Source organism: Streptococcus sp. OMI750, from assembly GCF_047463895.1.
Taxonomy (GTDB): domain Bacteria; phylum Bacillota; class Bacilli; order Lactobacillales; family Streptococcaceae; genus Streptococcus.
This window is the reverse complement of sequence record NZ_JASHCZ010000004.1, coordinates 103474-128496: the sequence shown is the minus strand read 5'-3', so window position 1 is coordinate 128496 and position 25023 is coordinate 103474. Positions and strand designations below refer to the sequence as shown.

Genomic DNA, 25023 nt, shown 5'->3' with positions numbered 1-25023 from the left:
AAATCATTTTTAAAGAAAGGAATCTTGACCATCATTAGTGGTAAGAGATTTAAGCCATCTCTTTTTCTGTATCTTTTTCTAAAAAAATTTTATTTTTTTTACTTTACCCCCTTGCATTTTTAATAAATTAGTATTAAACTATAGCAAAAGGAGGTGCGCTTATGTTTCATTTTGCTCAAGACAAGTCAACTACCATTGAGTTCCTTAAGTCTGAATTGATGCAACTGCTTTCTAATATGCGTCAGGAGATTGCAGCAAGCCGTCAAGCACAGACTTGTACTGCTTGCCAGCATATCCAACACTGCATTAACAAGATCCAAAGGGCAAAAAGTTCCGTAGCCATAGCCCTCACCATCGAATCACTGGATCTTGAAATCACTGCACTATTGCGCAAGCAATTATTGATCTTACCACCTAAAGCTCGAAAGATTTGGGATCAGATTAAATATTTGGATGACAAATACTGCCACTTAAGATCGTAACATCGATTAAAAAGAGAGTGGGACAGAAATCGGTAATTCGTTAGAATTCGATTTCGTCGTCCCAACTCCGCACAGTTGAGTAGGACTGTAAAAGCTGATGAAATCAGCGTAGTAGAGCTCACTCAACCACTGCGTCTTGCTCGACAATCCAAAAACAATTAAGAGGCTAGGACTTTTGTCCCAGCCTCTTTTTTACATGATTCCGTTATTTCCTGTTGGAAGGTTGATTCCTGCTTCCATCAAGGCATCATGATAGAGTTTATAGTAAGTATGATAAACAGTAACCTGGGTTCCATTTTGAGCGGTCATAGCAATACGGAAGGAATAGCGACCATTTTTTTCGATCTGTGGGCCTAAAATGGTAGGGCCTGTCAATACTTCTGGATGCTTGTCTTGTTGAGACTGATTGACCTGAGCAATCACCTGATAGATCTTGTCGAGATCTGTATTCGCATCTAGCGGAATATCCACCAGCACGCGCATATCTCCACGCGAGAGGTTGCTGACAACAGTGATATTGCGGTTTGGGACAAAGTGGAGACTCCCGTCAAAATCACGTACTTGAGTTGTCCGAATTCCCACACTGCTTACGATGCCTGCAATATTAATAGAACCATTGGTAAGTCGGACATTGTCCCCCACATCCAGCTGGCGTTCTAATAGGATAAAGAAACCATTGACCAAATCGGAAAGGAAGCCCTGGGCTCCCATCCCGATAGCCACCCCAGCAATCCCAGCACCAGCCAATAGACTAGAGACTGGAAGACCCAGGATCGACAAAATCCAGTAAATCAAGATAAAATACAAGCAGTAGTTTAAGAGACTCTCTACTAAACGGAGAATGGTTTTTTTACGGGCTTCATCCTGCACCGTATACTTAAAAGAAGGGGTTAATATCCGCTTGACCAGGCTATGGATGACCTTTTTAGCGATGAAAAATAAGAGAAAGACAAAAATCAGGGAGATGCATTTTGAAATTAGGTCATCAAAAATCTTTGTCCAGTCTATTTTACTGAAATAACGTTGGAAAGCTTGACTCATTTATTCGGGCCTTTCTAACAAAGAATAGTATGATTATATCAAATATTCGGAAATAAGGCTATTTTTTTCTAAATTGCATTGCTTTTACCCCCTAACTATCGTATAATATTCCTTAACTATTTTTTTAGGGGGTCTCGTATGATTCATCGGCTGATTACCACTTGGAATAAAACCAACCTCATGAAGCGGATCGCAATCGGGATTGTACTTGGAGTCATCCTAGCACTTATCTTCCCGAAAGCAACTGCTATTGGACTTTTAGGAGAGTTCTTCGTCGGAGGACTCCGTGCCATCGCACCACTGCTGGTCTTTGCGCTCGTCGCAAATGCTCTCTCCCAACATCAAAAAGGGACAGAGACCAATATGAAAAAGGTCATTATCCTCTATCTCCTAGGAACCTTTGCGGCAGCCTTTATTGCTGTCTTGGTCAATTATCTCTTCCCAATCACCATTACCTTAACTGGGAAAGCGGCCGAAGGCTCCTCTCCAAATGGAATTGGCGAAGTCATTAGTAATCTCTTGCTCAAGATCGTCGACAACCCTGTCAATGCCTTGCAACAAGCCAACTACATTGGGATCCTTTCTTGGGCAACTGTCTTTGGAATTGCCATGAGAGAAGCCAGTGAACATAGTAAAGACCTCTTGCAAACCCTAGCAGATATCACATCAAAAATTGTCGAGTGGATTATCAACCTAGCTCCTTTTGGGATCTTGGGCTTGGTCTATACGACGATCGCCGGCCAAGGACTCAGCGCACTGAGAAACTATGGAATTCTCTTGCTAGTATTGGTGGGAACGATGGCTTTTGTCGCTCTGGTCATCAATCCTTTGATTGTTTTCATGATGATCCACAAGAACCCTTATCCCCTTGTTTGGAAATGTCTTCGCGTCAGTGGGGTGACAGCCTTCTTCACCAGAAGCTCAGCGGCGAACATTCCTGTCAATATGCGCCTTTGTGAAGAGCTGGGTCTCAATCCAGATACCTACTCTGTTTCTATCCCTCTTGGATCGACCATTAACATGGCAGGTGCAGCGGTAACCATCAATACCTTAACCCTTGCAGCAGCCAATACTTTAGGGATTCAGGTTGACTTTGGAACGGCGCTTATCCTCAGTGTTGTGGCAGCTATCTCAGCCTGCGGGGCATCCGGAGTTGCGGGAGGATCTCTCCTTCTGATCCCTGTTGCTTGTAGCCTCTTTGGCATTAGCAATGACTTGGCCATGCAAGTCGTCAGTGTCGGCTTTATCATCGGGGTCATTCAAGACTCTTGCGAAACAGCCCTCAACTCATCAACAGATGTACTCTTCACAGCAGTCGCTGAGATGAGTAGCTGGCCAAAAGAAAAACGCTATTAAAAGATCCTATCTCAAATAGACAATAAAACCCAGACCTCGCGATCTGGGTTTTATTATTTCTTAAAGTAGCCTTTACTTTCTTTGATAATGACTGGGGAGAGGGCCAAGAGCGCAATCAAGTTGGGTAGAGCCATAAGCCCATTGACGATATCTGCAATCACCCAGACCAGATCTAATTTTAGGAAACCGCCTAGTCCAACCATTAAGACAAAGAAGATCCGGTAGAAATTGATATGTTTGACACCAAACAGGAATTCGAAACACCGTTCTCCGTAGTAAGACCATCCAAGAATGGTCGTTGTCGCAAACAGCACCAAGCACAGCGTTAAGATAATGCCTCCAACTGGGCCAAAGACACCTGTAAACGTATCCTGAGTCAAGGTACTCGTGCTGCCCTTCGCCATCCACTCACCTGATACCAGAAGAGACAGCCCTGTCAAACTACAGATGATAATGGTATCAATAAAGGTCCCTGTCATCGAGATCAAGCCCTGCTCGACAGGTTCATTGGTCTTCGCAGCAGCTGCTGCAATGGGGGCCGATCCAAGGCCCGATTCATTGGAGAAGACACCACGCGCCACCCCTTTTTGGATGGCCATTTTGACCGTTGCTCCTGCAAAACCTCCCATGGCTGCAGTCCCTGTGAAGGCACCTGAAAAGACCGATTTTAAGGCTGGAAGCAATTGGTCTAGATGCAAGGAAATGATCGTGACAGTCGCAAAGATATAGGCAGCAGCCATAAAAGGAACCACTTTTTCAGAGACTTTGGAAATCCAGTGAATCCCACCAAAGATAACGGTCGAAACCACCAGAGCAATCACTACGCTAGCCACTTCTGGAGCCGTTCCAAAACTCGCTTGGAGGGATCCCGTAATGGAATTGACCTGGGTCATAGTTCCGATCCCAAAGAGGGCCACTAGAACTCCTGCAACCGCAAAGAAAATAGCTAGCGGTCGCCACTTCTCTCCCATTCCGTGAAGAATGTAGTACATGGGACCACCCGAAATAAGGCCATTGTCATCCTTGGTCCGATAACGAATGGCTAAGAGCCCTTCTGCGTACTTGGTCGCCATTCCAAAGAAGGCCGCCATCCACATCCAAAAGAGGGCCCCTGGGCCACCTGTCTGAATCGCTGTCGCTACCCCTACAATATTCCCTGTCCCTACTGTGGCAGCTAGAGCTGTCGCTAGGGCTCCAAAACTCGAGATATCCCCATGCCCCTCATCTTCTGTAAAGATGAGGCGAAAAGCTTTTGGAAGGTAGCGTATCTGAAGCAAGCCCAAGCGAAGGGTCAGGTAGATCCCTGTCCCTACCAAGAGCACCAAAAGCGGGGCGCCCCATACTAGGTTATCGAGTTGCTGAAAAAACTGCAATATATGATCCATTCTCTGTCTCCTTTTTATCGACCGCTCGACAGAAATGAGAAAAAGAAAGAGTACATGACAAACATGTACTCTGGTCCTGCTTAAAATAGGGGACTTCCCCTATTCTTCGCTCTGTCCTTTTACCTGAGAGTTTGAGTAGATGCATCCTCTACCTTGCCCCTTCGGTGCCATTTCTGGTCTCTCCAGAGTTCCGTCCATTCACAGTCACTCACGCTCCTGCGAACTTCATTCGGTCGTATGTAATTTTCTCTATTTTAATCGATTTTCAAAACTTTGTCAAAGATTAATGAAAATATCTTGCAAGATTTCTGCAAATGCACGGTTTTTAATCACTCAAGGAGAAGTGATTGGTCATGAGGTTGCTAGCATCTAGCAAAATCTTGTCTAAGAGTTGATCTGTCGCTTCCTGGATTTGATCACTCATGGCTTGGTTTTCCGCCTCAAAATCAACGGTTTCACCTGCTGCAAGGGCACGATCGACTTTATTGATGCGCGCGTGTCCCCAAGCCATTGTCGATTCTTGGTAGTCATCTAGATCCCCAACATGGTGAGCATAGTGAGGATCTGCTAGTCCTGCAATAATCCGGTTAGCCCAGTAAAAGGAATTAGTCGTGACTTTAGCTGTCGTATTGGCAAAGTAGTCTGGCGTTGTATCCACTTGGGTAAAGAAAGGGACAGCTGTGTTGTATGGCATGGAGCCGTAAGAAAGCCATTGGATGCCTGTCGTTTCCTGTGGTTTATTGGGACGCAATTGAAGAATCGCTGTCTGACTGGTCCGGTTGATCCCGATTGTCCGGAAGGTCCGCTGACTTACCTGATCTCCTTCTGGTCCATATGGATCGTAGATGGTATCTTGGTAGTGGTTGCTCAAGACATATTTGACATCTTCAATCGTCACCTTGCGATAGGGCTTTTGACACCAAGGAATCTCAAAATTCCGTGGATCCTGCTCGATTTCAGGATTTAGGAAACGCTGGATGGCCCAAGCCCGCGGTGTATTGTAGTGGCGGTCCTTGTCTTTTTGGCTACCAAAAGCATAGCGTGGATTGAAACCTTTGCCTTTTTGATCCAGAATCAAATGGTGCTCTGCGACAAAGTTCTCAAGATCTGGGTCACAGAGAAACTCGTCTGGATTTCCAAATTCAAAATAATCACTTCCCAGTTGGTTCGGGTTGGTCACATAGGCATCATCTGGGACACGGCGTGCCATCCAGTGGTGACCTCCGATGGTTTCCAACCACCAGATTTCATGGACATCTGAAATAGCAATCCCATTAGACTCATAGGTTCCGTACTCTTCTAAAATCTTTCCGAGACGCAAAACCCCTTCGCGGGCAGTCTTGACATAAGGCAAGACCAAGGTCAGCATGTCTTCCTCACCGATGCCACTCTCTACAAGAGGATCTGCCCCTAGCACACGGCTATTGGTCGTAATGGTCTCTGTTTCACTCATGGCAACATTATAGACATTGATCCCAGCTTCTCCCCAGATCCCGTCCTTAGGAATGGCATCTGGAACTGCTGTATAGCGAACTGGATTATCTGGTAAGTCAATCTCAAAAGTGGATAAGACAGACTTGTAATGACGCGGTTGATCTTCTGGTTTGACCACGATCCATTTCTTAGGTGTAAAGGCCCCATTTTGAGAATCCTCTGTCCGTGCTACAATCGTTGAACCATCATAGCTAGCATTTTTTCCGACTAGAATCGTTGTACACGAATCTGCACTTTCACGTTTACGCATGCGTATCCTCCCAAATCATTCATTGCCTTTATTATAGCACTTTTAAAAAGAAGGACCTACTGAAAATCAGATTTAAAAGCGAATCCTTTTCATCGGCTCTCAATCATTTTCATGATGTCAGATGTAAAAAAACCTAGCTGATAAACAGCAAGATTTTAGAATGTAGATAAAATTTTTACTTAAAACAACTTAACTGATATAGAATAATTAAAACTGATACATACTAATAGGCTCATTCAAACATACACTGAAACTTTCCGCCGTGAGAAAAGTGTCTGAAACACAATTGTTTCAGACACTCGGAAGTTTTGAGACCTTAGGCTCAAAACTAAGTCATGGAACTTCTTCGAAGTTCGCTGACGTCCGTACTCACCTAAGGAAAGTTGCTAAGATAGCTTTTTCTTTAATCTGAATCTAGCTGATAAACAGCTAGGATTCGATTAGCCTTTAAACGTGACAATAGTTGCACCGCTTCCACCTGCATTTTGTGGGGCATATTCAAAACTCTTGACATGCTTGTTGCGGCGGAGGTATTTGGTCACCCCTTCACGGATGACCCCTGTCCCAATCCCGTGGATGATATCGACTTGGGCCATGTTGTTGAGCAGAGCCTGATCGATAAAACCATCTAGCTCTTGCATGGCCTCTTCATAGCGTTTTCCACGGAGGTCCAGACGCGCTCTCGGCCCGCTCGTGTTTGAGCGCTTGACGACATTCACCTGGCGTTTCTTAGGTTGAGCCGCTTCTTTTTCAACCTTGATAAGGTTGAATTCTTTTTCTTCCAAGGTCATCTTGATCAAGCCGACTTGCGCCTCCCAGCGCCCATCTTTGAGTTGCTTGACTAGGGTTCCGCGTTGCCCATAGCTGATAACCAGGATTTCATCTCCGACCTTAGGAGCACGCGCCTTCTTGGCTTTTTTCAAGACCTTATTTTTAGAAAGATCGACGGTCTCAGGAGCTAGTTTTTTCAACTGAGCCTTGGCTTCAATGATCTCATGCGGTTTTAACTGAGATTTGGCGTGAAGACCTTGAAGGATGCGGTCACTCTCTGAAAGAGCTAGATCCACAATTTCCTTGGCTTCTTCTCTTGCCTTATTGAGCTCAGTTTCCCTCTCCCGAGTCAATTCGTTATAGAGCTTGCGAAGAGCGCGATTGAATTTGAGATTTTCTTGCTCCACTTCTTGAATGGTATCCAAGCGCTTGCGACTCTCTAAGGTCTGCGCCTCCAGTTTTTCAATAATCTGATTTACATCATTGTCCGTATTGGTCATCTTCATGGCATCCTGGATAATGGTCTCAGACAAGCCCAAACGGCGGGCGATCTCAAAAGCATTGGAGCGACCAGGAACTCCTTGCATAAAGCGATAGGTCGGGCGCAGACTCGTTGTGTCAAACTCCATGCTAGCATTTTGCACCCCATCAGTCTCAATTCCATAAGCCTTGAGCTCTGGATAGTGGGTTGTCGCCATGGTCTTAATCCCGCGTAACCGCAGGTCTTCTAAGATGGCAATGGCAAGGCCAGCCCCCTCTTGGGGATCGGTTCCAGCACCCAACTCATCTAGAAGGATCAAGGAGGCTGTATCCACTTGATTTAAAATAGACACAATATTGGTCATATGACTGGAGAAGGTCGACAAGCTCTGCTCGATGGATTGCTCATCGCCAATATCGGCAAAGACCTGTGAGAAGATGCCCACACGACTACCTGGATCTGCTAGGATGGGAAGACCAGACTGGGCCATGATTTGCGCTAGTCCCAGCGTTTTTAGCGTGATGGTTTTCCCCCCTGTATTGGGACCGGTAATCACGATTTCTGTCAAGTCCTCGGTAAAATGCAGGTCATTCGCGACGGCATTCTCAATCAAGGGATGACGCACTTGCAAGAGCTGAATCGAGCGATTGTTGGTCACTTCTGGGACCACTGCCTTGAAATCGCGCATAAATCGATACTTGGCCTTGATCAAGTCCAAGTGTCCAATAATCCAGGCATTATTTGCAATTTCTGCTGCATGAGGGCGCAGGGTGTCAGATAATTCCTCCAGAATCTGAATGATCTCATACCGCTCATCAGCTCTATGATTGGCAATTTCTTCATTGAGATTAACCACTGCACGAGGCTCGATATAAACTGTATTCCCACTGGCAGAGATATCATGAACCACCCCTGCAATGCGGTTTCGATAGGTGTTTTTTACAGGCAGGACATTTCGCCCATTTCGACTAGCAACTACAGCATCCGCCAACATATCGGCCTTACTTTTCAACAGGTCTTGCAGAATCTCTCTGACCTGGTGTTCATTTTCCTGGATGCGGCGACGGATTTTAGCCAATTTTTCACTGGCAAAAGACTCGACAAAGCCTCCTTCGTTGATAGCTTGTAGCCCTCCTTGTAAGCGGGGCAAATCCACCAAGTTGTCAAAGAGGCGATGGAGCCTTTCCAAACGGACATTTTCCAAGTTTTCGTAAAAATCCTTGAGCTCATGTGTCACTCGAAGAACTGCTTTTAAAGCCAGTAATTCATCGATATTGAGGGCCGCCTCCATCTCCAAACGCTTGGTCACTGGACGGACATCTTGGATGGTCGATACTGCAAAGCGTGAATCTTCCAAGAGGATCTGCTCCATATCCTCTAGCTCCATAAAGGCCGTTTCGATGCTTTCTTTTTTATCAGTTGGAGTAAGGACTGCTAGCTCCATCTCCCCTTGCTCTGTCTGTAAATAGGGTTCAAAGAGCTGCTTGACCTTGTCAAACTCCAGAATATCTAAGATTTTTTTGTTCATTTTTCTCCTACAAAAAAAGTGAGCGTACGTCCTTGAGTCGTACTTGTCTCACTCCTTTCTTCCTGTCTTGCTCCTTAAGCCCCGACAATCGCAGTTACCCACAAATTGTGGAACAGACTGGAACTAATCGGAGTATGAAGGATGATAAAGCGGATCAAGCCGCTTGCATTTAGTCTATTTTGGATGGAAGCCATGGGAACAGTTGAAAGGACGGTTAAGCCCATCTGGATGACCAAGAGAGTTATCACCACTGCGATCACACCTGCTCCAATTTGATACTTGCGCTCCTCCAGTTTTTCTGGCTGGGGGAACAAGTGCATAAAGATTCCAATCACACGGCCGATTAAATAAACAACCGCAAAAATCGCCACATAGGCCAGACCTGCATAAAAAATTTCATCTAACTGAAACAAGTAGTGATTGGAATAAAAATAATTCACCGATTCTTGGGTCGGACTTGAAAAAGGGACCCATAGAGATAAAATCTTAGCCAAGCTCTTGTAACTAGCACCTGCAATCAAGAGGGCCAAGATGGTCACTAGAAAATAGTAGGCTTGCAGAATAATCCCTCTTGCAAAGCCAATATAAAAGCTCCATGCCAAAATCAATAAGATTAAGAAAGTTAACATGTATCTCCTCTTATTTGGATGATTTATCCTTTAAGTCGTCTAAAGCTTTGCGACGAAAATCATCTAATTCTGTTTCTTTGTCGTCAAACTCAATCTCTCGATTCAGTTGCATAGACAAACTATTTACTGCCAATAAAATGGCGATGGTTTCATCGTCAGCCTCCGGCATTTGTTCTTTAATTGCTTGGTATTTTTCTCTTGCAACACGTTCGACTTCTTCCATAAACAAATTATCATGGTTGGTTGTTAAAGTGAGCGCTTTGTTTCCAAATGTAAATTTATATCTATTTAAGCTCGCCATAAAAATCACCTCACGGTATTATATCAAAAAAGGGGCGCTTTGTCAGTAGCAAAGGCCCTCTTCAAGGCGATTTTCTTAAGGGATTCTTTCTTTCTTTTTGCTCCCTCTCTCCCTGAATTTGTGGTACAATAGTGGTTATGGAAAGTATGACACTCACTCCAACACAGGAGCAAATCCTTGATTTTGTCCATACCTATCGCAGTTCTCTCACTCAAAGCAATAACCCACATATGGATTATTTCTTTCGACTAGAGGGAGCGACCGTTTCGATCTACAAGTCTGGAAAGGTCCTGCTCCAGGGCAATGACCTCACTCCTTACCTGACCTTTTTCGGGCAAGATGCTGGGAACCTTAAGCGTTCTACTTCATCTGCACGACAAGATCTAGCCATGATCGGAACCGATGAGGTCGGAAACGGCTCTTATTTTGGTGGACTCACCGTTGTCGCATCCTTTGTGACACCTGACCAGCACGACTGGCTCAAAAAGCTCGGTGTTGGAGATTCGAAGACCTTGGATGATCGAAAAATTCAGCAGTTGGCTCCCCTTCTTGAGGAAAATATTCAGCACCAAGCACTCTTATTGTCTCCAAAGAAGTATAATGAAGTGATCGCTTCTGGTTACAATGCTGTTTCGGTCAAGGTAGCCCTACACAATCAGGCCATCTATCTTCTGTTAAACAAAGGAGTTCAGCCTGAACGTATTGTGATCGATGCCTTTACGACTCCCAAAAATTTCCAAAAATATGTAAAAGCTGAAAAAAATCAGGTCACGCAAACCATTGATTTGGAAGAAAAAGCTGAAGGCAAGTACTTAGCTGTTGCAGTTAGCTCCATCATCGCCCGCAATCTCTTCCTACAAAATCTGGAAGATCTGGGCAAGGAACTAGGCTTTAATCTCCCAAGTGGAGCAGGAGCTAAGTCCGATCAAGTAGCGGCTAAATTGCTCCAGTCTTATGGGATGAAGGCTCTGGATTATTGTGCCAAACTCCATTTTAAAAACACAGAAAAAGCAAAGAAATTACTAGAAAGATAAGTTATGTCAAAAAGAAGTTCAAAACAGAAATCGAGCTCACCAGTGGTGAGATTCCTTAAAGAATGGGGCCTCTTCAGCATTATCGTTGGTCTCATCATTGCCTCTCGCATTTACCTCTGGGCTCCGGTCAAGGTGGATGGCCATTCGATGGATCCTACCTTAGCTGATAGCGAGTACCTTCTTGTGGTCAACCATCTCTCGATCGATCGCTTCGACATTGTCGTTGCTAGCGAAAAAGACGACGACGGCAAAACCAAGGAAATTGTCAAACGGGTCATCGGTCTTCCTGGAGATACCATCCAGTATGACAACGATACCCTCTATATCAATGGAAAGAAAACCGATGAGCCCTATTTAAAAGACTACATCGCTCGCTTCAAAAAAGATAAATTGCAATCGACCTACACTGGAAAAGGGTTCGAAGAAAATGGAGAACTCTTCCGCCAATTGGCCAATACAGCCCAAGCCTTTACGGTAGACAAGGATGGCAATACAAAATTCACCTTGAAGTTACTGGACAATGAATACCTCTTACTTGGAGACGACCGGATCGTTTCAAAAGATAGCCGTCAGGTCGGAGCTTTCAAAAAAGAACAAATCAAAGGGCAAGCCGTCTTTAGACTTTGGCCTATCTACCCCTTCAAAACGTATTAGTATAGATTAACAGACTGAGGCTGAGACAAGTATGTCCCAGCCTTGCTTTATAAAAAGGAAAGAAATGATGGAATATTATTTTTCTGGTACTATTGAGCGCATTATTTTTGAAAATCCCAGTAGTTTTTTTCGAATCCTCCTGCTCGACATTAGCGATACCGATGCCGAAGACTTTGATGATTTTGAGATTATTGTGACGGGCACCATGGCAGATATCATGGAAGGCGAAGACTACACCTTCTGGGGGGAGCTGGTCCATCATCCTAAATACGGAGAACAGCTCAAAATCAGTCGCTATGAACGGGCTAAACCCTCTAGCAAGGGCTTAGTGAAGTATTTTTCCAGCGATCACTTCAAGGGAATCGGTCTCAAAACGGCTCAAAAAATCGTGGACCTATATGGCGACAACACCATCGATAAAATTCTTGAGGCTCCTGAAAAATTAGAAGAAATCGCAGGCCTCTCCAAGAAAAACCGCTTGGCTTTTGTGGACAAGCTCCGTCAGAATTATGGAACAGAACGCATTCTCGCCCAACTAGCTAATTTCGGAATTCCCAATAAATTGGCCTTTCAGATCCAAGATTTCTACAAAGAAGAAACGCTCCAAATTGTGGAGCAACAGCCCTACCAATTGGTGGAAGATATCCAAGGCATGGGCTTTAAAATCGCGGACCAATTGGCCGAAGAGCTTGGCATTGCCAGTGACGCCCCTGAACGTTTCCGTGCGGGGCTGATTCACAGCCTCTTTAGTTATTCTATCGAGACAGGAAATACCTATATCGAAGCCAAGGACCTCTTACGCTACACTATTGATCTCTTAGAATCTGCACGACCAGTAGAATTGGATCCTTCCACTGTCGCCCAAGAATTAGGCTACCTCATCGAGGAAGACAAGGTCCAAAACATGGATACTAAGATTTTTGACAACAGCCTCTTCTTTGCGGAGGAAGGGATTCGCAGTCACATCGGTCGATTGTTGGAAAAAGGAAAGCAAGCTTCATTTGAAGCTGAGAAAATCAACCAGGCTATTGCGCAAGTTGAAAAAGATTTGGGGATCCACTACGATGCCATTCAAAAAGAGGCCATTCACCAAGCCATCCAAAACAAGGTCTTTATCCTCACTGGGGGACCGGGGACAGGAAAGACCACGGTTATCAACGGGATGATTAGTGTCTATGCCCAACTCCACCAGTTGGATCTTCGGAAGAAACAAGACCTGCCGATCCTCTTGGCTGCCCCAACGGGACGGGCTGCTCGGCGCATGAATGAACTGACAGGACTTCCGAGTGCTACCATCCACCGCCATTTGGGGATGACAGGAGATGATGACACCAGCCACTTAGAGGACTATCTGGACGCCGACTTTATCATTGTGGACGAATTTTCCATGGTTGATACCTGGCTGGCCAATCAATTGCTCAGCAATATCGCAACCGATACCAAACTCTTGATTGTGGGAGATGCAGACCAATTACCATCTGTCAGTCCTGGTCAGGTCTTAGCTGATCTCTTGCAGATCCCAAGCATCCCTCAGACCAAACTCGAACATATTTTCCGACAGAGTGAAGATTCGACCATTGTCTCCCTGGCAGGAGACATTCGCCAGGGTAAACTTCCCCATGACTTCACGGAACGAAAAGCCGACCGCTCATACTTCGAAGCTGGAAGCGAACATATCCCTAAGATGATTGAACAGATCACCTCTGCTGCCCTTCGCAGTCAGATCCCGGCTCAAGATATCCAAGTCTTAGCTCCTATGTACAAGGGCCAGGCCGGTATTGACAATATCAATACACTCATGCAAGACCTTCTCAATCCAGCTGTCAAAGATCAGGTCGTCTTTGACACGCCAGACTGCCAATACCGTGATGGGGATAAGGTCATCCATCTGGTCAACGATGCGGAAAGCAATGTTTTTAATGGAGATATTGGCTACATCACAGACCTTCTACCAGGAAAATATACAGAATCCAAGCAAGATGAATTGACCATTCAATTTGATGGCAATGAAATCGTCTACCCGCGCAATGAATGGTACAAAATTCGCCTAGCTTACGCCATGAGTATTCACAAATCGCAAGGAAGCGAATTTCCTGTGGTGATTTTACCCATTACTAATCAAAGCCACCGGATGTTGCAACGTAATTTGATCTATACCGCCATCACGCGCTCAAAGAGCAAGCTGATTCTCTTAGGAGAATACAGCGCCTTTGATTACGCTACTAAAAATACCGGTACTGCACGTAAGACCTACTTGGTGGAGCGCTTCAAGGACCTGGATGGAGGCGCAGACACCAAAGACTCTTCTTCAGCCGTTACCACAGCTTCTGCTACAGTCGAATCTGCACGAAGGAAGGAAGAAACTGTTGAAAGGAAGGCTGATCTTGACGAACCGACTGTCTATCGACTGACTGAAGACAATCTCCACACCATCTCGCCTATGATTGGACTAACAGAAGAAGAGATTGCAGCCTTTTTTGATATCAAAAAAGACGACTAGTGAATAGACTAGTTGTCTTTTTCTTCCTCTACCAGAGGCAGCTCAGTATGATCAACAAAGTTAGTCATGGTGACCCCCAAGAGGCGAATTCCCATATTTGTCGACTCAATCTCTTGGAAAATGTGACGCGCTGAACGATTGATGCGCTCAGCATCTCGCGTTGGCTCCGTCAAGGTGATGCGCTTAGTCAAGGTGGTAAAGTCTCCATAGCGCACTTTTAAAACCAAGGTCTTTCCTTGCTTACCATGTTTTTCCAGCGATTGGGCCACCTTACTGGACAGATTGGTAATTTCTTCTAAAATATCATCTTCTGCATAAAGGAGCTTGCGGTAGGTCCGCTCTTTTCCGATCGACTTCCGGATTCGATGATTTTTGACAGGGCTATTGTGAATCCCTCGCGCCTTTCGAAAGAGATCATAGCCAAAGCGCCCAAACCGATCGATCAAGGTCATCTCCGGAATATCCAACAGATCGGCACCAGTATAGACCCCCATCTCGTGTAGACGCTCCACTGTCTTTTTTCCCACCCCATGAAATTTGGCAATGTCCATCTGGCCCAGAAAATCCTCAGCATCCTCCGGCAAGACCACCGTCAAACCACGGGGTTTCTGATAGTCACTTGCCATCTTGGCCAAAAACTTATTATAAGAGACCCCTGCAGAGGCTGTCAGATGTAGTTCCTCCCAGATAGCGTGCTGGATCAAGCGGGCGATTTTGACAGCTGATTTGCTCTGAATTTTATTTTCCGTCACATCCAGATAGGCTTCGTCAATACTCATTGGCTCTATGAGATCCGTATAGCGCCTAAAAATCTCACGAACTTGCTCGCCCACTTCTCGGTATTTTTCATAATTCCCAGAAATAAAGATTGCTTTGGGGCAGAGTTCCAACGCTTCTTTGGAACTCATAGCCGAGTGGATCCCGTATTTTCGAGCTTCATAGTTGCAGGTCGAGACCACCCCTCTTCCCCCTGACTGTCGAGGGTCCTGGCCAATCACAAGCGGTTGGCCTTTCAAACTAGGATTGTCTCTTTCTTCGACAGCAGCAAAAAATGCATCCATATCAATATGAATGATCTTACGACTTGTATCGTTCACTAATGGAAATATCAGCATTTTTCGCCCTCCTTTTTCTATTATAAAAATAAAATTTCGGAATTGCAAAAATCGACATTCACCCAATTCTTGGAAATTGATGGAAATAATTTTCGGTTTTCAAAAATATAGTACAGTATAACAAGAATCTAAAAACTGTATTATAAAAGAATCTGTCATTTTCCGCGATTCTTCTTTGTGTAACCGATTTCTGTATGGTATACTACTAGTGTAAATGCAACAGATGTAGTTGCTAGAAAGACAAATAGAGGAAAATACAAATGGTTGTTAAAACAGTTGTTGAAGCACAAGATATTTTTGACAAAGCTTGGGAAGGCTTCAAAGGTGAAGATTGGAAAGAAAAAGCAAGCGTTTCTCGCTTCGTTCAAGCTAACTACACACCATATGATGGAGATGAAAACTTCTTAGCTGGTCCAACTGAACGTTCTCTTCATATCAAGAAAATTGTTGAAGAAACGAAAGCTCATTATGAAGAAACTCGTTTCCCATACGATACACGCCCAACTTCTATCGCTGATATTGATGCTGGATACATCGACAAAGAAAACGAAGTGATCTTCGGTATCCAAAACGATGAGTTGTTCAAATTGAACTTCATGCCTCGTGGTGGTATCCGTATGGCGGAAACTACTTTGAAAGAAAATGGCTATGAACCAGATCCAGCTGTTCATGAAATCTTCACTAAATATGTTACAACTGTAAACGATGGTATTTTCCGTGCTTACACTACAAACATTCGTCGTGCACGTCACGCTCACACTGTAACTGGTCTTCCAGATGCATACTCACGTGGACGTATCATCGGGGTTTATGCTCGTTTGGCTCTTTATGGTGCTGACTACTTGATGGCTGAAAAAGCAAACGACTGGAATGCGATCACTGAAATCGACGAAGAATCAATCCGTCTTCGTGAAGAAGTAAACCTTCAATACCAAGCACTTAAAGAAGTTGTTAAATTGGGTGACCTTTATGGTGTAGATGTACGTCGTCCTGCCTTCGATACAAAAGAAGCGATCCAATGGACAAACATCGCCTTCATGGCTGTCTGCCGTGTGATCAACGGTGCTGCTACTTCTCTTGGACGTGTGCCAATCGTTTTGGATATCTATGCTGAACGTGACTTGGCTCGTGGTACTTACACTGAGTCTGAAATCCAAGAATTCGTTGACGATTTCGTTATGAAATTGCGTACTGTTAAATTTGCTCGTACAAAAGCTTACGACCAATTGTACTCAGGTGACCCAACCTTCATCACAACTTCTATGGCTGGTATGGGGAACGACGGACGTCACCGTGTTACTAAGATGGACTTCCGTTTCTTGAACACTTTGGACAACATCGGTAACTCTCCAGAACCAAACTTGACAGTTCTTTGGACTGACAAATTGCCATATAGCTTCCGTCGCTACTGTATGCACATGAGCCACAAACACTCTTCTATCCAATACGAAGGTGTGACAACAATGGCTAAAGACGGATACGGTGAAATGAGCTGTATTTCATGTTGTGTATCTCCACTTGACCCAGAAAACGAAGAACAACGCCACAACATCCAGTACTTCGGTGCTCGTGTAAACGTGCTTAAAGCTCTTCTTACTGGTTTGAACGGTGGTTACGACGACGTTCATAAAGACTACAAAGTATTTGACATCGATCCTATCCGTGACGAAGTTCTTGAATTCGAATCTGTTAAAGCAAACTTCGAAAAATCTCTTGACTGGTTGACTGACACTTATGTAGATGCTTTGAACATCATCCACTACATGACTGATAAGTACAACTACGAAGCAGTTCAAATGGCCTTCTTGCCAACTCACCAACGCGCTAACATGGGATTCGGTATCTGTGGATTCGCTAACACTGTTGATACCTTGTCAGCAATCAAATACGCTACAGTTAAACCAATCCGTGACGAAAATGGCTACATCTACGATTACGAAACAATCGGTGAATACCCACGTTGGGGTGAAGATGATCCACGTTCAAACGAATTGGCAGAATGGTTGATCGAAGCTTACACAACTCGTCTACGTAGCCACAAACTTTACAAAGACGCAGAAGCTACTGTATCACTTTTGACTATCACTTCTAACGTTGCATACTCTAAACAAACTGGTAACTCTCCAGTCCACAAAGGGGTATACCTCAACGAAGATGGTTCTGTGAACTTGTCTAAATTGGAATTCTTCTCACCAGGTGCTAACCCATCTAACAAAGCAAAAGGTGGTTGGTTGCAAAACTTGAACTCACTTGCTAGCCTTGACTTTGGTTATGCAGCTGACGGTATCTCACTCACTACTCAAGTTTCACCACGTGCTCTTGGTAAAACTCGTGACGAACAAGTTGATAACTTGGTAACAATCCTTGATGGTTACTTCGAAAACGGTGGACAACACGTTAACTTGAACGTTATGGACTTGAACGATGTTTACGAAAAGATCATGAGCGGTGAAGACGTTATCGTTCGTATCTCTGGATACTGCGTAAACACTAAATACCTCACTCCAGAACAAAAAACTGAATTGACACAACGTGTCTTCCACGAAGTTCTTTCAATGGATGATGCATTGAGCTAAGATTCAAGCAAATCATATAAACCAGTCGGAAACGGCTGGTTTTTTTCATCCCATCGTAAGACTATTCTGAATTTTGAAAGAGTTTAACAGCTTGCAGTATAGCGTTTGACAGCGTTTTCTCCAAGTGTTATAGTAGAGCTGTAAATAAGATAGAAGGGGTGATCCTATGTTTTTAACATTTATTTTCGCTATTATTTGGCTCTTTATTCTGATTGCACTGATCTTTTTAGCAACCCTTCTCGTCCAGGATACGACCGTGCAGCATCACCACCCGAGTTAACGAATGATAAAGCTAAACGAATAGCTCTCTAAATGGAATTCATAAGGACAAGAAACAAACTAGAATTGTCAAATTTTAGTTCTGTCTCTCGTCCTTTTTTGCTATAATAGAAACAGATTATTTAGTAAGAAGGAAATTATGGAAGAGTCAAAACAGATCAACCAAGTGATCGACGTCCTGATGTTAGCTGGAACCCTCCTTATTGAGAGTGGTTCTGAGATTCACCGGGTCGAAGATACCATGATCCGGATCGCCCATTCACAGGGAATCATCGATTGCAATGTTTTAGCGATGCCCGTCGCTATTTTCTTTTCAATTGAAAACGCCAATGTGACGCGCATGAAACGGATCTTACGGACCAATTACAACATTGAAAAAGTCTGCGATGTCAACCAGATCTCTCGTCAACTGGTTTCTGGAGAGTTGGATCTTGACCAAGCCTACCAGGCCTTGAGCGAGTTGAAAAACAAGCGTGTTCCTTATACCAATCTCCAGTTGACCATTGCGGCAACCCTTAGTGCGCCTTTCTTCTCCATCATGTTTGGTGGAAATTTCTACGATGCCATTGGAGCGGGCATTGCAACTGTCTTTGCCTTTGCTTTTTCACTTGTCGTTGATAAATATGTGCGCATTCCTTTTGCCACTGCTTTTGCGGCCGCTTTTGTCTTTGGCTTTTTGGCTCATATCTGGACGCGCTATAGTGGTTTCCCTTCTAATACCGATCTCATCATTGCCGGCTGTGTTATGCCCTTTGTTCCTGGTATTGCCATGACCAATGCTGTCCGCGATCTCATGAATTACCACCTTAACTCTGGGATGAGTAAGCTCTTTGAGACTCTCCTCATTACTCTTGCCCTTGGTGCCGGAACGACCGTCGCCCTTGTCCTGATGAAATAGAACCATGAACTTAACTGAATTTTTAATCCAAGCAGTGGCCAGTTTGATTGCCATCATCACCTTTTTAATCGTCCTAAATGTGCAACGCTCCATGCTGATTCCTGGAGGTATTCTCGGTATGGGGATTTGGCTCCTCTACTATGTACTAAAAGGGCCTACCAATGTCATCGTAGCAACTTTTATCGCGGCCATTGTCGGCTCTTGTATTAGTCAGATTTTAAGTATCGTCCTTAAGACACCTGTCGTTGTCTTTATGCTGGCTATTCTCGCACCCTTGGTTCCTGGATATATTTCCTATCGGACCACTTCCTTCTTTGTTAGTGGCCAATACCGGCAAGCAGTGACTAGCGTGAGTCTGGTTGTTATCCTGGCCTTGGTCATCTCCATCGGGATGGCTAGCGGATCTGTCGTCTTGAAACTCTACCATTCCTACCAACGCTATCAAAAAAGAAAAATGACCAATGCCAACTAGCATTGGTTTTCTAATTTTTATCTATGTAATCGCTTGCTTTATCGCTTAAAAGGAGTACAATAATAGTGGAAAAACAAATTCTTTAAAGGATGCGAGGTGCTGTAGGATGGTAAACAAGTATATCAAGTATCTTCCTTGGATGATCTTAGGAGCCTTCCCCTCCTATCAATCAGCGACTTACTATGCCCGCAATTCATTTGACTTGTTTTATCTGACCTTGAACTTTCTGATTGTGTACATCGCTTTAATCGTCTTCTACGAAAAAGTTCTAAGAGACAAATGCAAAGAACTCTTCATACGGGTCATGAGTAACCCTAAAAAAGATAGCTAAGCATCAGAGTTGAAAAGTCATCTGAGGATGGCTTTTTTATAGATTCTCTATTTTTTATTTGAAACATTGCAAAATCGGTCCCGAAAATGATTTCCTTGCTGATCTAGCTTTTTCAAGGGAGTTTTACCCTTAAATATGGTAAAATAGTAAGGAAATATACTAGTAGATATCAAATTAAAAAGAGGTTAAGAATGACAATTGGGATTGATAAGATTGGTTTTGCGACGAGCCCTTATGTCTTGCGTTTAGAAGATTTGGCCGCTGCTCGGAATACCGATCCTGAAAAATTAAGCAAAGGTCTTCTCTTAAAAGAACAAAGTATTACACCGATCACTGAAGACATTGTCACACTGGCTGCAACTGCTGCAGATGACATTTTGACAGATGAAGATAAAGAAGCGATCGATATGGTGATTCTTGCGACGGAATCTGGGATTGACCAGAGTAAAGCTGCTGCTGTTTTTGTACATGGTTTACTAGACATTCAGCCCTTTGCTCGCTCTTTTGAGATGAAGGAAGCTTGCTATGCTGCAACTGCTGCTTTGGATTATGCCAAACTCCACGTTGAAAAATTCCCGCAAAGTAAAGTCCTGGTCATTGCCAGTGACATTGCTAAATACGGAATTGGAACTCCTGGAGAACCAACACAAGGGGCTGGATCAGTTGCTATGCTGATCAGTCAAAACCCGCGTATTTTAGCTTTTAATGATGACAATGTAGCTCAAACACGTGATGTCATGGATTTTTGGCGCCCAAATTATGCAACAACCCCCTTCGTGAATGGTCTCTATTCTACCCAACAATATCTGGATTCCCTAAAAACCACCTGGGCAGAATACCAGAAACGAACAGGTCTCAACCTAAGAGACTTCGCTGCTGTTTGTTTCCATTTGCCTTATCCAAAATTGGCCCTTAAGGGCTTGAAAAAAATCTTGGATAAGTCTCTGCCAGAGGATCAAAAGGCCCAGTTACAATACAATTTTGATCAATCTATCTTATACAGCCAACGCATCGGAAATATCTATACTGCATCTCTTTTCCTAGGCTTACTATCTCTGCTTGAAAATCAACCACAACTCAAAGCTGGAGATCGGATTGCCCTCTTTAGCTACGGAAGTGGAGCGGTTGCTGAAATTTTCAGTGCCAATCTCGTTCCTGGTTTTGAGCAACTCTTAGATCACAAACGCATGGAAAAACTGGACCAACGTACGGTTCTTAGTGTTGCTGACTACGAACGACTCTTTTATGAGGAAGTAGATCTAGATCCTAGTGGCAATCAAGTGTTTGAGCCTGCTACGAATCAAACTTTTGCTTTGACAGAGATCAAGGAACACCAACGCACTTACCAGAAAGTAGAAAAATAATGGCACGATTACCAGGTTTTGCAAAACTTTCTCCCACAGAACGCATAGAGGCCTTACTGAAGGAAGGCCTCTTAACTTGGGATGAAGCACAGATCTTAAAAGAACAAAAGGGACTTCCCCTTTCTATTGCAGATCAATTGACAGAAAATGTCTTGTCGACTTTTGACTTGCCTTTTAGCCTTGCTCCTTATTTCCTGATCAATGGTCGTGACTATGTCCTTCCCATGGTCACAGAAGAGCCATCCGTGGTCGCGGCTGCCAGCTTTGCAGCCAAGCTCATCCAACGTTCGGGCGGCTTCACCACCCAGGTGCACCAGCGCCAAATGATCGGTGAGATTGCTCTGACGGATGTTGAAGACATAGAAGTTGCTAGCAGGCGCATCCTCGAAGACAAGGAAACCCTTCTTCAGCTCGCTAATGAAGCCTATCCTTCTATCGTTAATCGTGGAGGTGGAGCGAGGGATCTTTGGGTCGAAAACAAGGGGGACTTTCTTATTGTCTACTTGGCTGTCGATCCCAAAGAAGCCATGGGGGCCAATATGCTCAACACGATGCTGGAAGCTCTGACCGATCGCATCCAGGAACTCTCTGGTGGTCAGGCCTTGATGGCAATTTTATCTAACTTGGCTACTCGCTCTTTAGTGAGTGCACGGTGTGCCATCGATTTTAAAGCACTGAGTCGAAATCCTGAGGAAGCTATTGAAATTGCCCACCGGATGGAGCTAGCTAGCCAACTGGCTCAAGTGGATCCTTACCGTGCAGCCACTCATAACAAGGGAATTTTTAACGGGATTGATGCCCTGGTCCTTGCGACAGGTAATGACTGGCGGGCCATCGAAGCAGGAGCCCATGCCTATGCCGCAAAAAGCGGCCCATACAAGGGTTTGAGCCAATGGAAAAGTCAGCCGGAAGAGAAAAAACTCTATGGTGAGATCACTTTGCCAATGCCAGTTGCAACAAAAGGAGGCTCCATTGGCCTCAACCCTACGGTTCAAGTCAGCCACCGTTTGCTAGGAGAGCCTTCTGCTATTGAATTAGCCGGTATTATCGCGTCGCTCGGTTTGGCGCAGAATTTTGCTGCCCTGAAGGCCCTAGTCACCACAGGGATCCAAGCAGGACATATGAAACTCCAAGCACGCTCTCTAGCCCTTCTAGCAGGAGCTAAGGAAGAGGAAGTTCCCCGTCTGGTCAGCCAACTCCTTGAAAACAAACCCTTCAATTTAGAAAAGGCACAAACACTCTTACAAGAATTGAGAAAATGAAAGAACTAAGATATGTTTTTCGTTTTCAGATTGAAGACAATGTCATTTTTGAAACTTTCCTTAGGTGAGTACGGACGTCAGCGAACTTCTTTGAAGTTCCATGACTTAGTTTTGGACCCAAGGTTCCAAAACTCCCGAGTGCTAGAAATAATCCAATTTCTAGCACTTTTCTCACTGCGGAAAGTTTCAATGTATGTTTGAACGAGCCTACTGGTATTATCATTTTTAATTATTCTTCATCACTTAGATTGTTTTATGTAAAAAACAGTTTGTTTACATTCTAAAAGAACTAAGACCCACGTCTTAGTTCTTTTGTGTTTGTAAAGATTTTCTTATTGTTTTAAGAGTGGTAGTTCGGGCTCTTTCTTGGTATAGAGCACCACTTCGATAAAGGTCCCTACTTGGACGGCAAAGAGCAGTCCGACGAGAAGATTGATCCGATGGTCTGTTTCATAAAACGGAGAATTCCATAAGAAATGATTGGCTACTGTTGAGAGAACACACCAGAGTCCAAAGAGTTTTTCCTTTTGCTGGGTCACTTGAGACAACAAGAGGAAGACACCAACGGATACAACAGCTGTATAGAGGGCGTGTGAAGCTAACCCACCAGAAATACGGTTAATGGCCTCAGTAACGGCGGCCAATTGGCTAGTTTTTGTTTGGCGGGCAACGTACCCTAAATCCTCAATGATTTGAAAACCAAAGCCAGAGCCCAAGCCGGCAATTAGAATCGCTTTTAGATCTTTTTTGCCAACCATCAAAACTACCCAAAAGGCAACTAGAGCCTTAAAGAATTCTTCTGAGAATGGCGCTGTCAAGGCATCGGTCCACTTATTAAAGACAGTGGCATCCTTGATCACATGGCTATTCATAATATCAATCAAGCTATTACCTGAAAAGCTCAACCAGCCTGCTACGAAGGCACCCCCAAACATAGCAATCCATAAAAGATAGGTTGGGACAGACAACTGCTTGGCCAATCGTTTTGAAAAGAGATAGAGTGGGATAATAATAGCAGCTAAAACAGACAAGTTCAAGACCAAATCTCTGCCTGCAGACTGGCTAAATTCTTGTTGAGAAAGATGACCGAGTTCAAACTCCAAGCCAATTCCTGCAAATAGTAGAAAGAGATAGATCAAGGCTCTTTGAATTTTAGTCATCTTGTTTTCCTCCCTTTTGTTTCTTTGAGCGAATGAGGTAGATCACAATCGCTAGAAGGGTTGCTCCGAACAAGCCTGCTGCTAGGATGTAATCATAGTCAAAATCAACCAGATCAATCTGTTCTTCGTAAGCAGCATCTTCTTCGTCATCTAGATCTTGCAGGGCACTTTTTCCGTGCTCATCTGCCACCTTTTGTTCTGCTTCTTTTCTAATTTCTTGCAAACGTTCGAAGGTTTTCTCAGCTCTTGCCATCCCTTCTTCTGTTGCCTTCTTACTCGCTTCTTCAGGCTGAGAAGCAAGGGCAATTTGTTCCTGATCACTCAGATCTTGTTCAACCATCCACTGAGATTCCAATCGTTCCATTTCAGTACGAATCGCCCCATCTTCGAATAAATCAGGATACTTGGCTACAAGGTCATTGATTCTTGAAATGGTCCAATACCAGGAGCGGTCATTGTAATGATCCCCTAATTCTTGGTAGGCTTGATAGGTGTTGAGAATATTGCCATAGTACGGTAGATATGGAGCATTCCGCGGACTGCCCATCGACAGCCACATGGTGCCTCCACCCGCACTCGCTGGGACCTCGTCTTTCAGTTGGAAAATATGGGCCTCCATGACATTTGGATTGGAAATAGGGTATTTATAAACCGCATCAAACTCTCCTTTTTTCGGAATGCCTTTTCCATCCAACTCCATTTGATCCTGTGGTTTGTATTTGGTTCCTTCCAAACGATTGCGTTGGAGATTCATGGCATCGCGGAGAGTTAATTTCCGATCGGTTGTATGAAGAAGGTCAAAGGACGCATCGTCATATTTAACATGAGAGCTTGGGTCTAGAGATTTGATCCCCGACCAAACCCGCGAGCGATCCGCTTCTTGCAAAGGCGGATTATAGGATTGAGAAACATGGAATTTTCCATCCACTTCCTTATAGCTATTTGCGTCCTTGGCGACTGTTTCAAGATCTTTTGAAGCAATCGTACGCTCTGTATCTGATACATCTACATGACCTAAGAAGAAAGTATTTGGAAAGACTGCAAAGCGATCTTCTGGAAAGAGAATGGCCGCATATTGGTGACCGGATAGGATTTCCATATACCAGACGCCTTCTTTATCGGCAATGGTCACAATATTTCCTTCTGCAGCGCCTTTTTCTTCGACGATTTTAGCAATGAGTTCAACCCCTTCTCTTGCGGTTTTCACACTTGGGAGAACGATACTGGTCAAGCCCGATTCTGCGAGGCCATCCTCGACATAGGGATCCACTTTTTGGATCTTGTCATTTGCTGAAGCAGAGACAGTGGCAGACATGGAAACTCCATATTCATTGAATCCTGCTTCGTCAAAAATCCCCTGATCAGGGGTGACATCTGGGACTGCTGTATACTTATAGCTTATCTCTGGCAAAGGATATTGAAAACCGTTGGCGGCATCCTCAAAGATAGCCCCCTTTTTATTGTAAACCCGTTCTCTGACCACAAAGTTTTTATTATGGTTGGGCTCTAAATCTTCGGTACGCCCTACCAAGGTCGAGCCGTCGGCCGTCAGTTTCTTTCCGATGATGAACCCCGTACAGGCCTCAACAGGTTGAGCAATCAACAAAAGCGGAAGCAAGGCTGCTACAGCTGAGCGAAAATAGTGCTTCTTCATCCTAAA

General features: G+C 44.3%; 20 protein-coding genes and 1 riboswitch. Of the genes, 11 read left to right on the top strand and 9 right to left on the bottom strand.

Features of this window, described 5'->3' with window-relative positions; translation table 11 throughout:
• Positions 1-161 precede the first annotated feature (161 nt).
• Positions 162-482, top strand: coding sequence for a hypothetical protein (locus tag QM830_RS08675; RefSeq protein ID WP_414326499.1), 321 nt, complete (start codon positions 162-164; stop codon positions 480-482).
• A gap of 192 nt (positions 483-674) precedes the next feature.
• Here the strand turns inward: QM830_RS08675 and QM830_RS08670 are convergent, their stop codons facing one another.
• Positions 675-1523 (bottom strand): mechanosensitive ion channel family protein, encoded by an 849-nt coding sequence (locus tag QM830_RS08670; RefSeq protein WP_009731670.1) that lies wholly within the window; start codon positions 1521-1523, stop codon positions 675-677.
• A 138-nt stretch (positions 1524-1661) separates the two neighbouring features.
• Between QM830_RS08670 and sstT the strand changes: the two genes are divergently transcribed.
• On the top strand, positions 1662-2879 hold the full coding sequence (gene sstT, locus QM830_RS08665) for a serine/threonine transporter SstT (protein WP_414326496.1): 1218 nt from the start codon (positions 1662-1664) through the stop codon (positions 2877-2879).
• A gap of 53 nt (positions 2880-2932) precedes the next feature.
• Here sstT and QM830_RS08660 read toward each other — a convergent pair whose 3' ends face one another.
• The 5 genes from QM830_RS08660 to QM830_RS08640 form a co-directional block, all read right to left on the bottom strand.
• Positions 2933-4255: an alanine/glycine:cation symporter family protein gene (locus QM830_RS08660; RefSeq protein WP_414326530.1), complete on the bottom strand. Its 1323-nt coding sequence runs from the start codon at positions 4253-4255 to the stop codon at positions 2933-2935.
• Between the two features lie 110 nt (positions 4256-4365).
• Positions 4366-4460: riboswitch (glycine riboswitch) on the bottom strand.
• A gap of 129 nt (positions 4461-4589) precedes the next feature.
• On the bottom strand, positions 4590-6008 hold the full coding sequence (locus QM830_RS08655; protein WP_414326495.1) for a C69 family dipeptidase: 1419 nt from the start codon (positions 6006-6008) through the stop codon (positions 4590-4592).
• Positions 6009-6448: 440 nt separating this feature from the next.
• Complete coding sequence (locus QM830_RS08650; RefSeq protein ID WP_414326493.1) at positions 6449-8788, bottom strand: endonuclease MutS2; 2340 nt, start codon at positions 8786-8788, stop codon at positions 6449-6451.
• Positions 8789-8862: 74 nt separating this feature from the next.
• Entirely contained in the window at positions 8863-9417 is a 555-nt protein-coding gene (locus tag QM830_RS08645; protein ID WP_414326491.1) for a CvpA family protein, read from the bottom strand.
• A gap of 10 nt (positions 9418-9427) precedes the next feature.
• On the bottom strand, positions 9428-9718 hold the full coding sequence (locus QM830_RS08640; RefSeq protein WP_009731676.1) for a hypothetical protein: 291 nt from the start codon (positions 9716-9718) through the stop codon (positions 9428-9430).
• A gap of 137 nt (positions 9719-9855) precedes the next feature.
• Between QM830_RS08640 and rnhC the strand changes: the two genes are divergently transcribed.
• The 3 genes from rnhC to QM830_RS08625 all read left to right on the top strand — a co-directional run bounded on the left by rnhC (position 9856) and on the right by QM830_RS08625 (position 13906).
• Entirely contained in the window at positions 9856-10752 is an 897-nt protein-coding gene (gene rnhC, locus QM830_RS08635; protein ID WP_414326490.1) for a ribonuclease HIII, read from the top strand.
• A 3-nt stretch (positions 10753-10755) separates the two neighbouring features.
• Positions 10756-11406, top strand: a complete 651-nt coding sequence (gene lepB / locus QM830_RS08630) for a signal peptidase I (protein WP_414326488.1) — start codon at positions 10756-10758, stop codon at positions 11404-11406.
• Between the two features lie 67 nt (positions 11407-11473).
• Complete coding sequence (locus QM830_RS08625) at positions 11474-13906, top strand: ATP-dependent RecD-like DNA helicase (protein WP_414326528.1); 2433 nt, start codon at positions 11474-11476, stop codon at positions 13904-13906.
• An 8-nt stretch (positions 13907-13914) separates the two neighbouring features.
• On the opposite strand, the gene dinB is transcribed toward QM830_RS08625, so the two are convergent.
• Complete coding sequence (gene dinB / locus QM830_RS08620; protein WP_414326486.1) at positions 13915-15021, bottom strand: DNA polymerase IV; 1107 nt, start codon at positions 15019-15021, stop codon at positions 13915-13917.
• Positions 15022-15281: 260 nt separating this feature from the next.
• Here dinB and pflB point away from each other — a divergent pair, with 260 nt between their 5' ends.
• The 6 genes from pflB to QM830_RS08590 all read left to right on the top strand — a co-directional run bounded on the left by pflB (position 15282) and on the right by QM830_RS08590 (position 22203).
• On the top strand, positions 15282-17597 hold the full coding sequence (gene pflB, locus QM830_RS08615) for a formate C-acetyltransferase (RefSeq protein ID WP_414326485.1): 2316 nt from the start codon (positions 15282-15284) through the stop codon (positions 17595-17597).
• A gap of 418 nt (positions 17598-18015) precedes the next feature.
• On the top strand, positions 18016-18774 hold the full coding sequence (locus QM830_RS08610) for a threonine/serine exporter family protein (RefSeq protein ID WP_009731683.1): 759 nt from the start codon (positions 18016-18018) through the stop codon (positions 18772-18774).
• 4 nt (positions 18775-18778) lie between these two features.
• Positions 18779-19246, top strand: coding sequence for a threonine/serine exporter family protein (locus QM830_RS08605; protein WP_414326483.1), 468 nt, complete (start codon positions 18779-18781; stop codon positions 19244-19246).
• Positions 19247-19352: 106 nt separating this feature from the next.
• Entirely contained in the window at positions 19353-19577 is a 225-nt protein-coding gene (locus QM830_RS08600) for a hypothetical protein (protein WP_009731685.1), read from the top strand.
• Between the two features lie 191 nt (positions 19578-19768).
• Entirely contained in the window at positions 19769-20941 is a 1173-nt protein-coding gene (locus tag QM830_RS08595) for a hydroxymethylglutaryl-CoA synthase (protein ID WP_414326482.1), read from the top strand.
• Positions 20941-22203 (top strand): hydroxymethylglutaryl-CoA reductase, degradative, encoded by a 1263-nt coding sequence (locus QM830_RS08590; RefSeq protein WP_414326481.1) that lies wholly within the window; start codon positions 20941-20943, stop codon positions 22201-22203. Before QM830_RS08595 ends, QM830_RS08590 begins: the two co-directional genes overlap by 1 nt.
• A 332-nt stretch (positions 22204-22535) precedes the next feature.
• On the opposite strand, the gene QM830_RS08585 is transcribed toward QM830_RS08590, so the two are convergent.
• Positions 22536-23363: a PrsW family glutamic-type intramembrane protease gene (locus QM830_RS08585; RefSeq protein ID WP_414326479.1), complete on the bottom strand. Its 828-nt coding sequence runs from the start codon at positions 23361-23363 to the stop codon at positions 22536-22538.
• Positions 23356-25017 (bottom strand): C69 family dipeptidase, encoded by a 1662-nt coding sequence (locus tag QM830_RS08580; RefSeq protein WP_414326477.1) that lies wholly within the window; start codon positions 25015-25017, stop codon positions 23356-23358. Before QM830_RS08580 ends, QM830_RS08585 begins: the two co-directional genes overlap by 8 nt.
• Between the last annotated feature and the right edge of the window lie 6 nt (positions 25018-25023).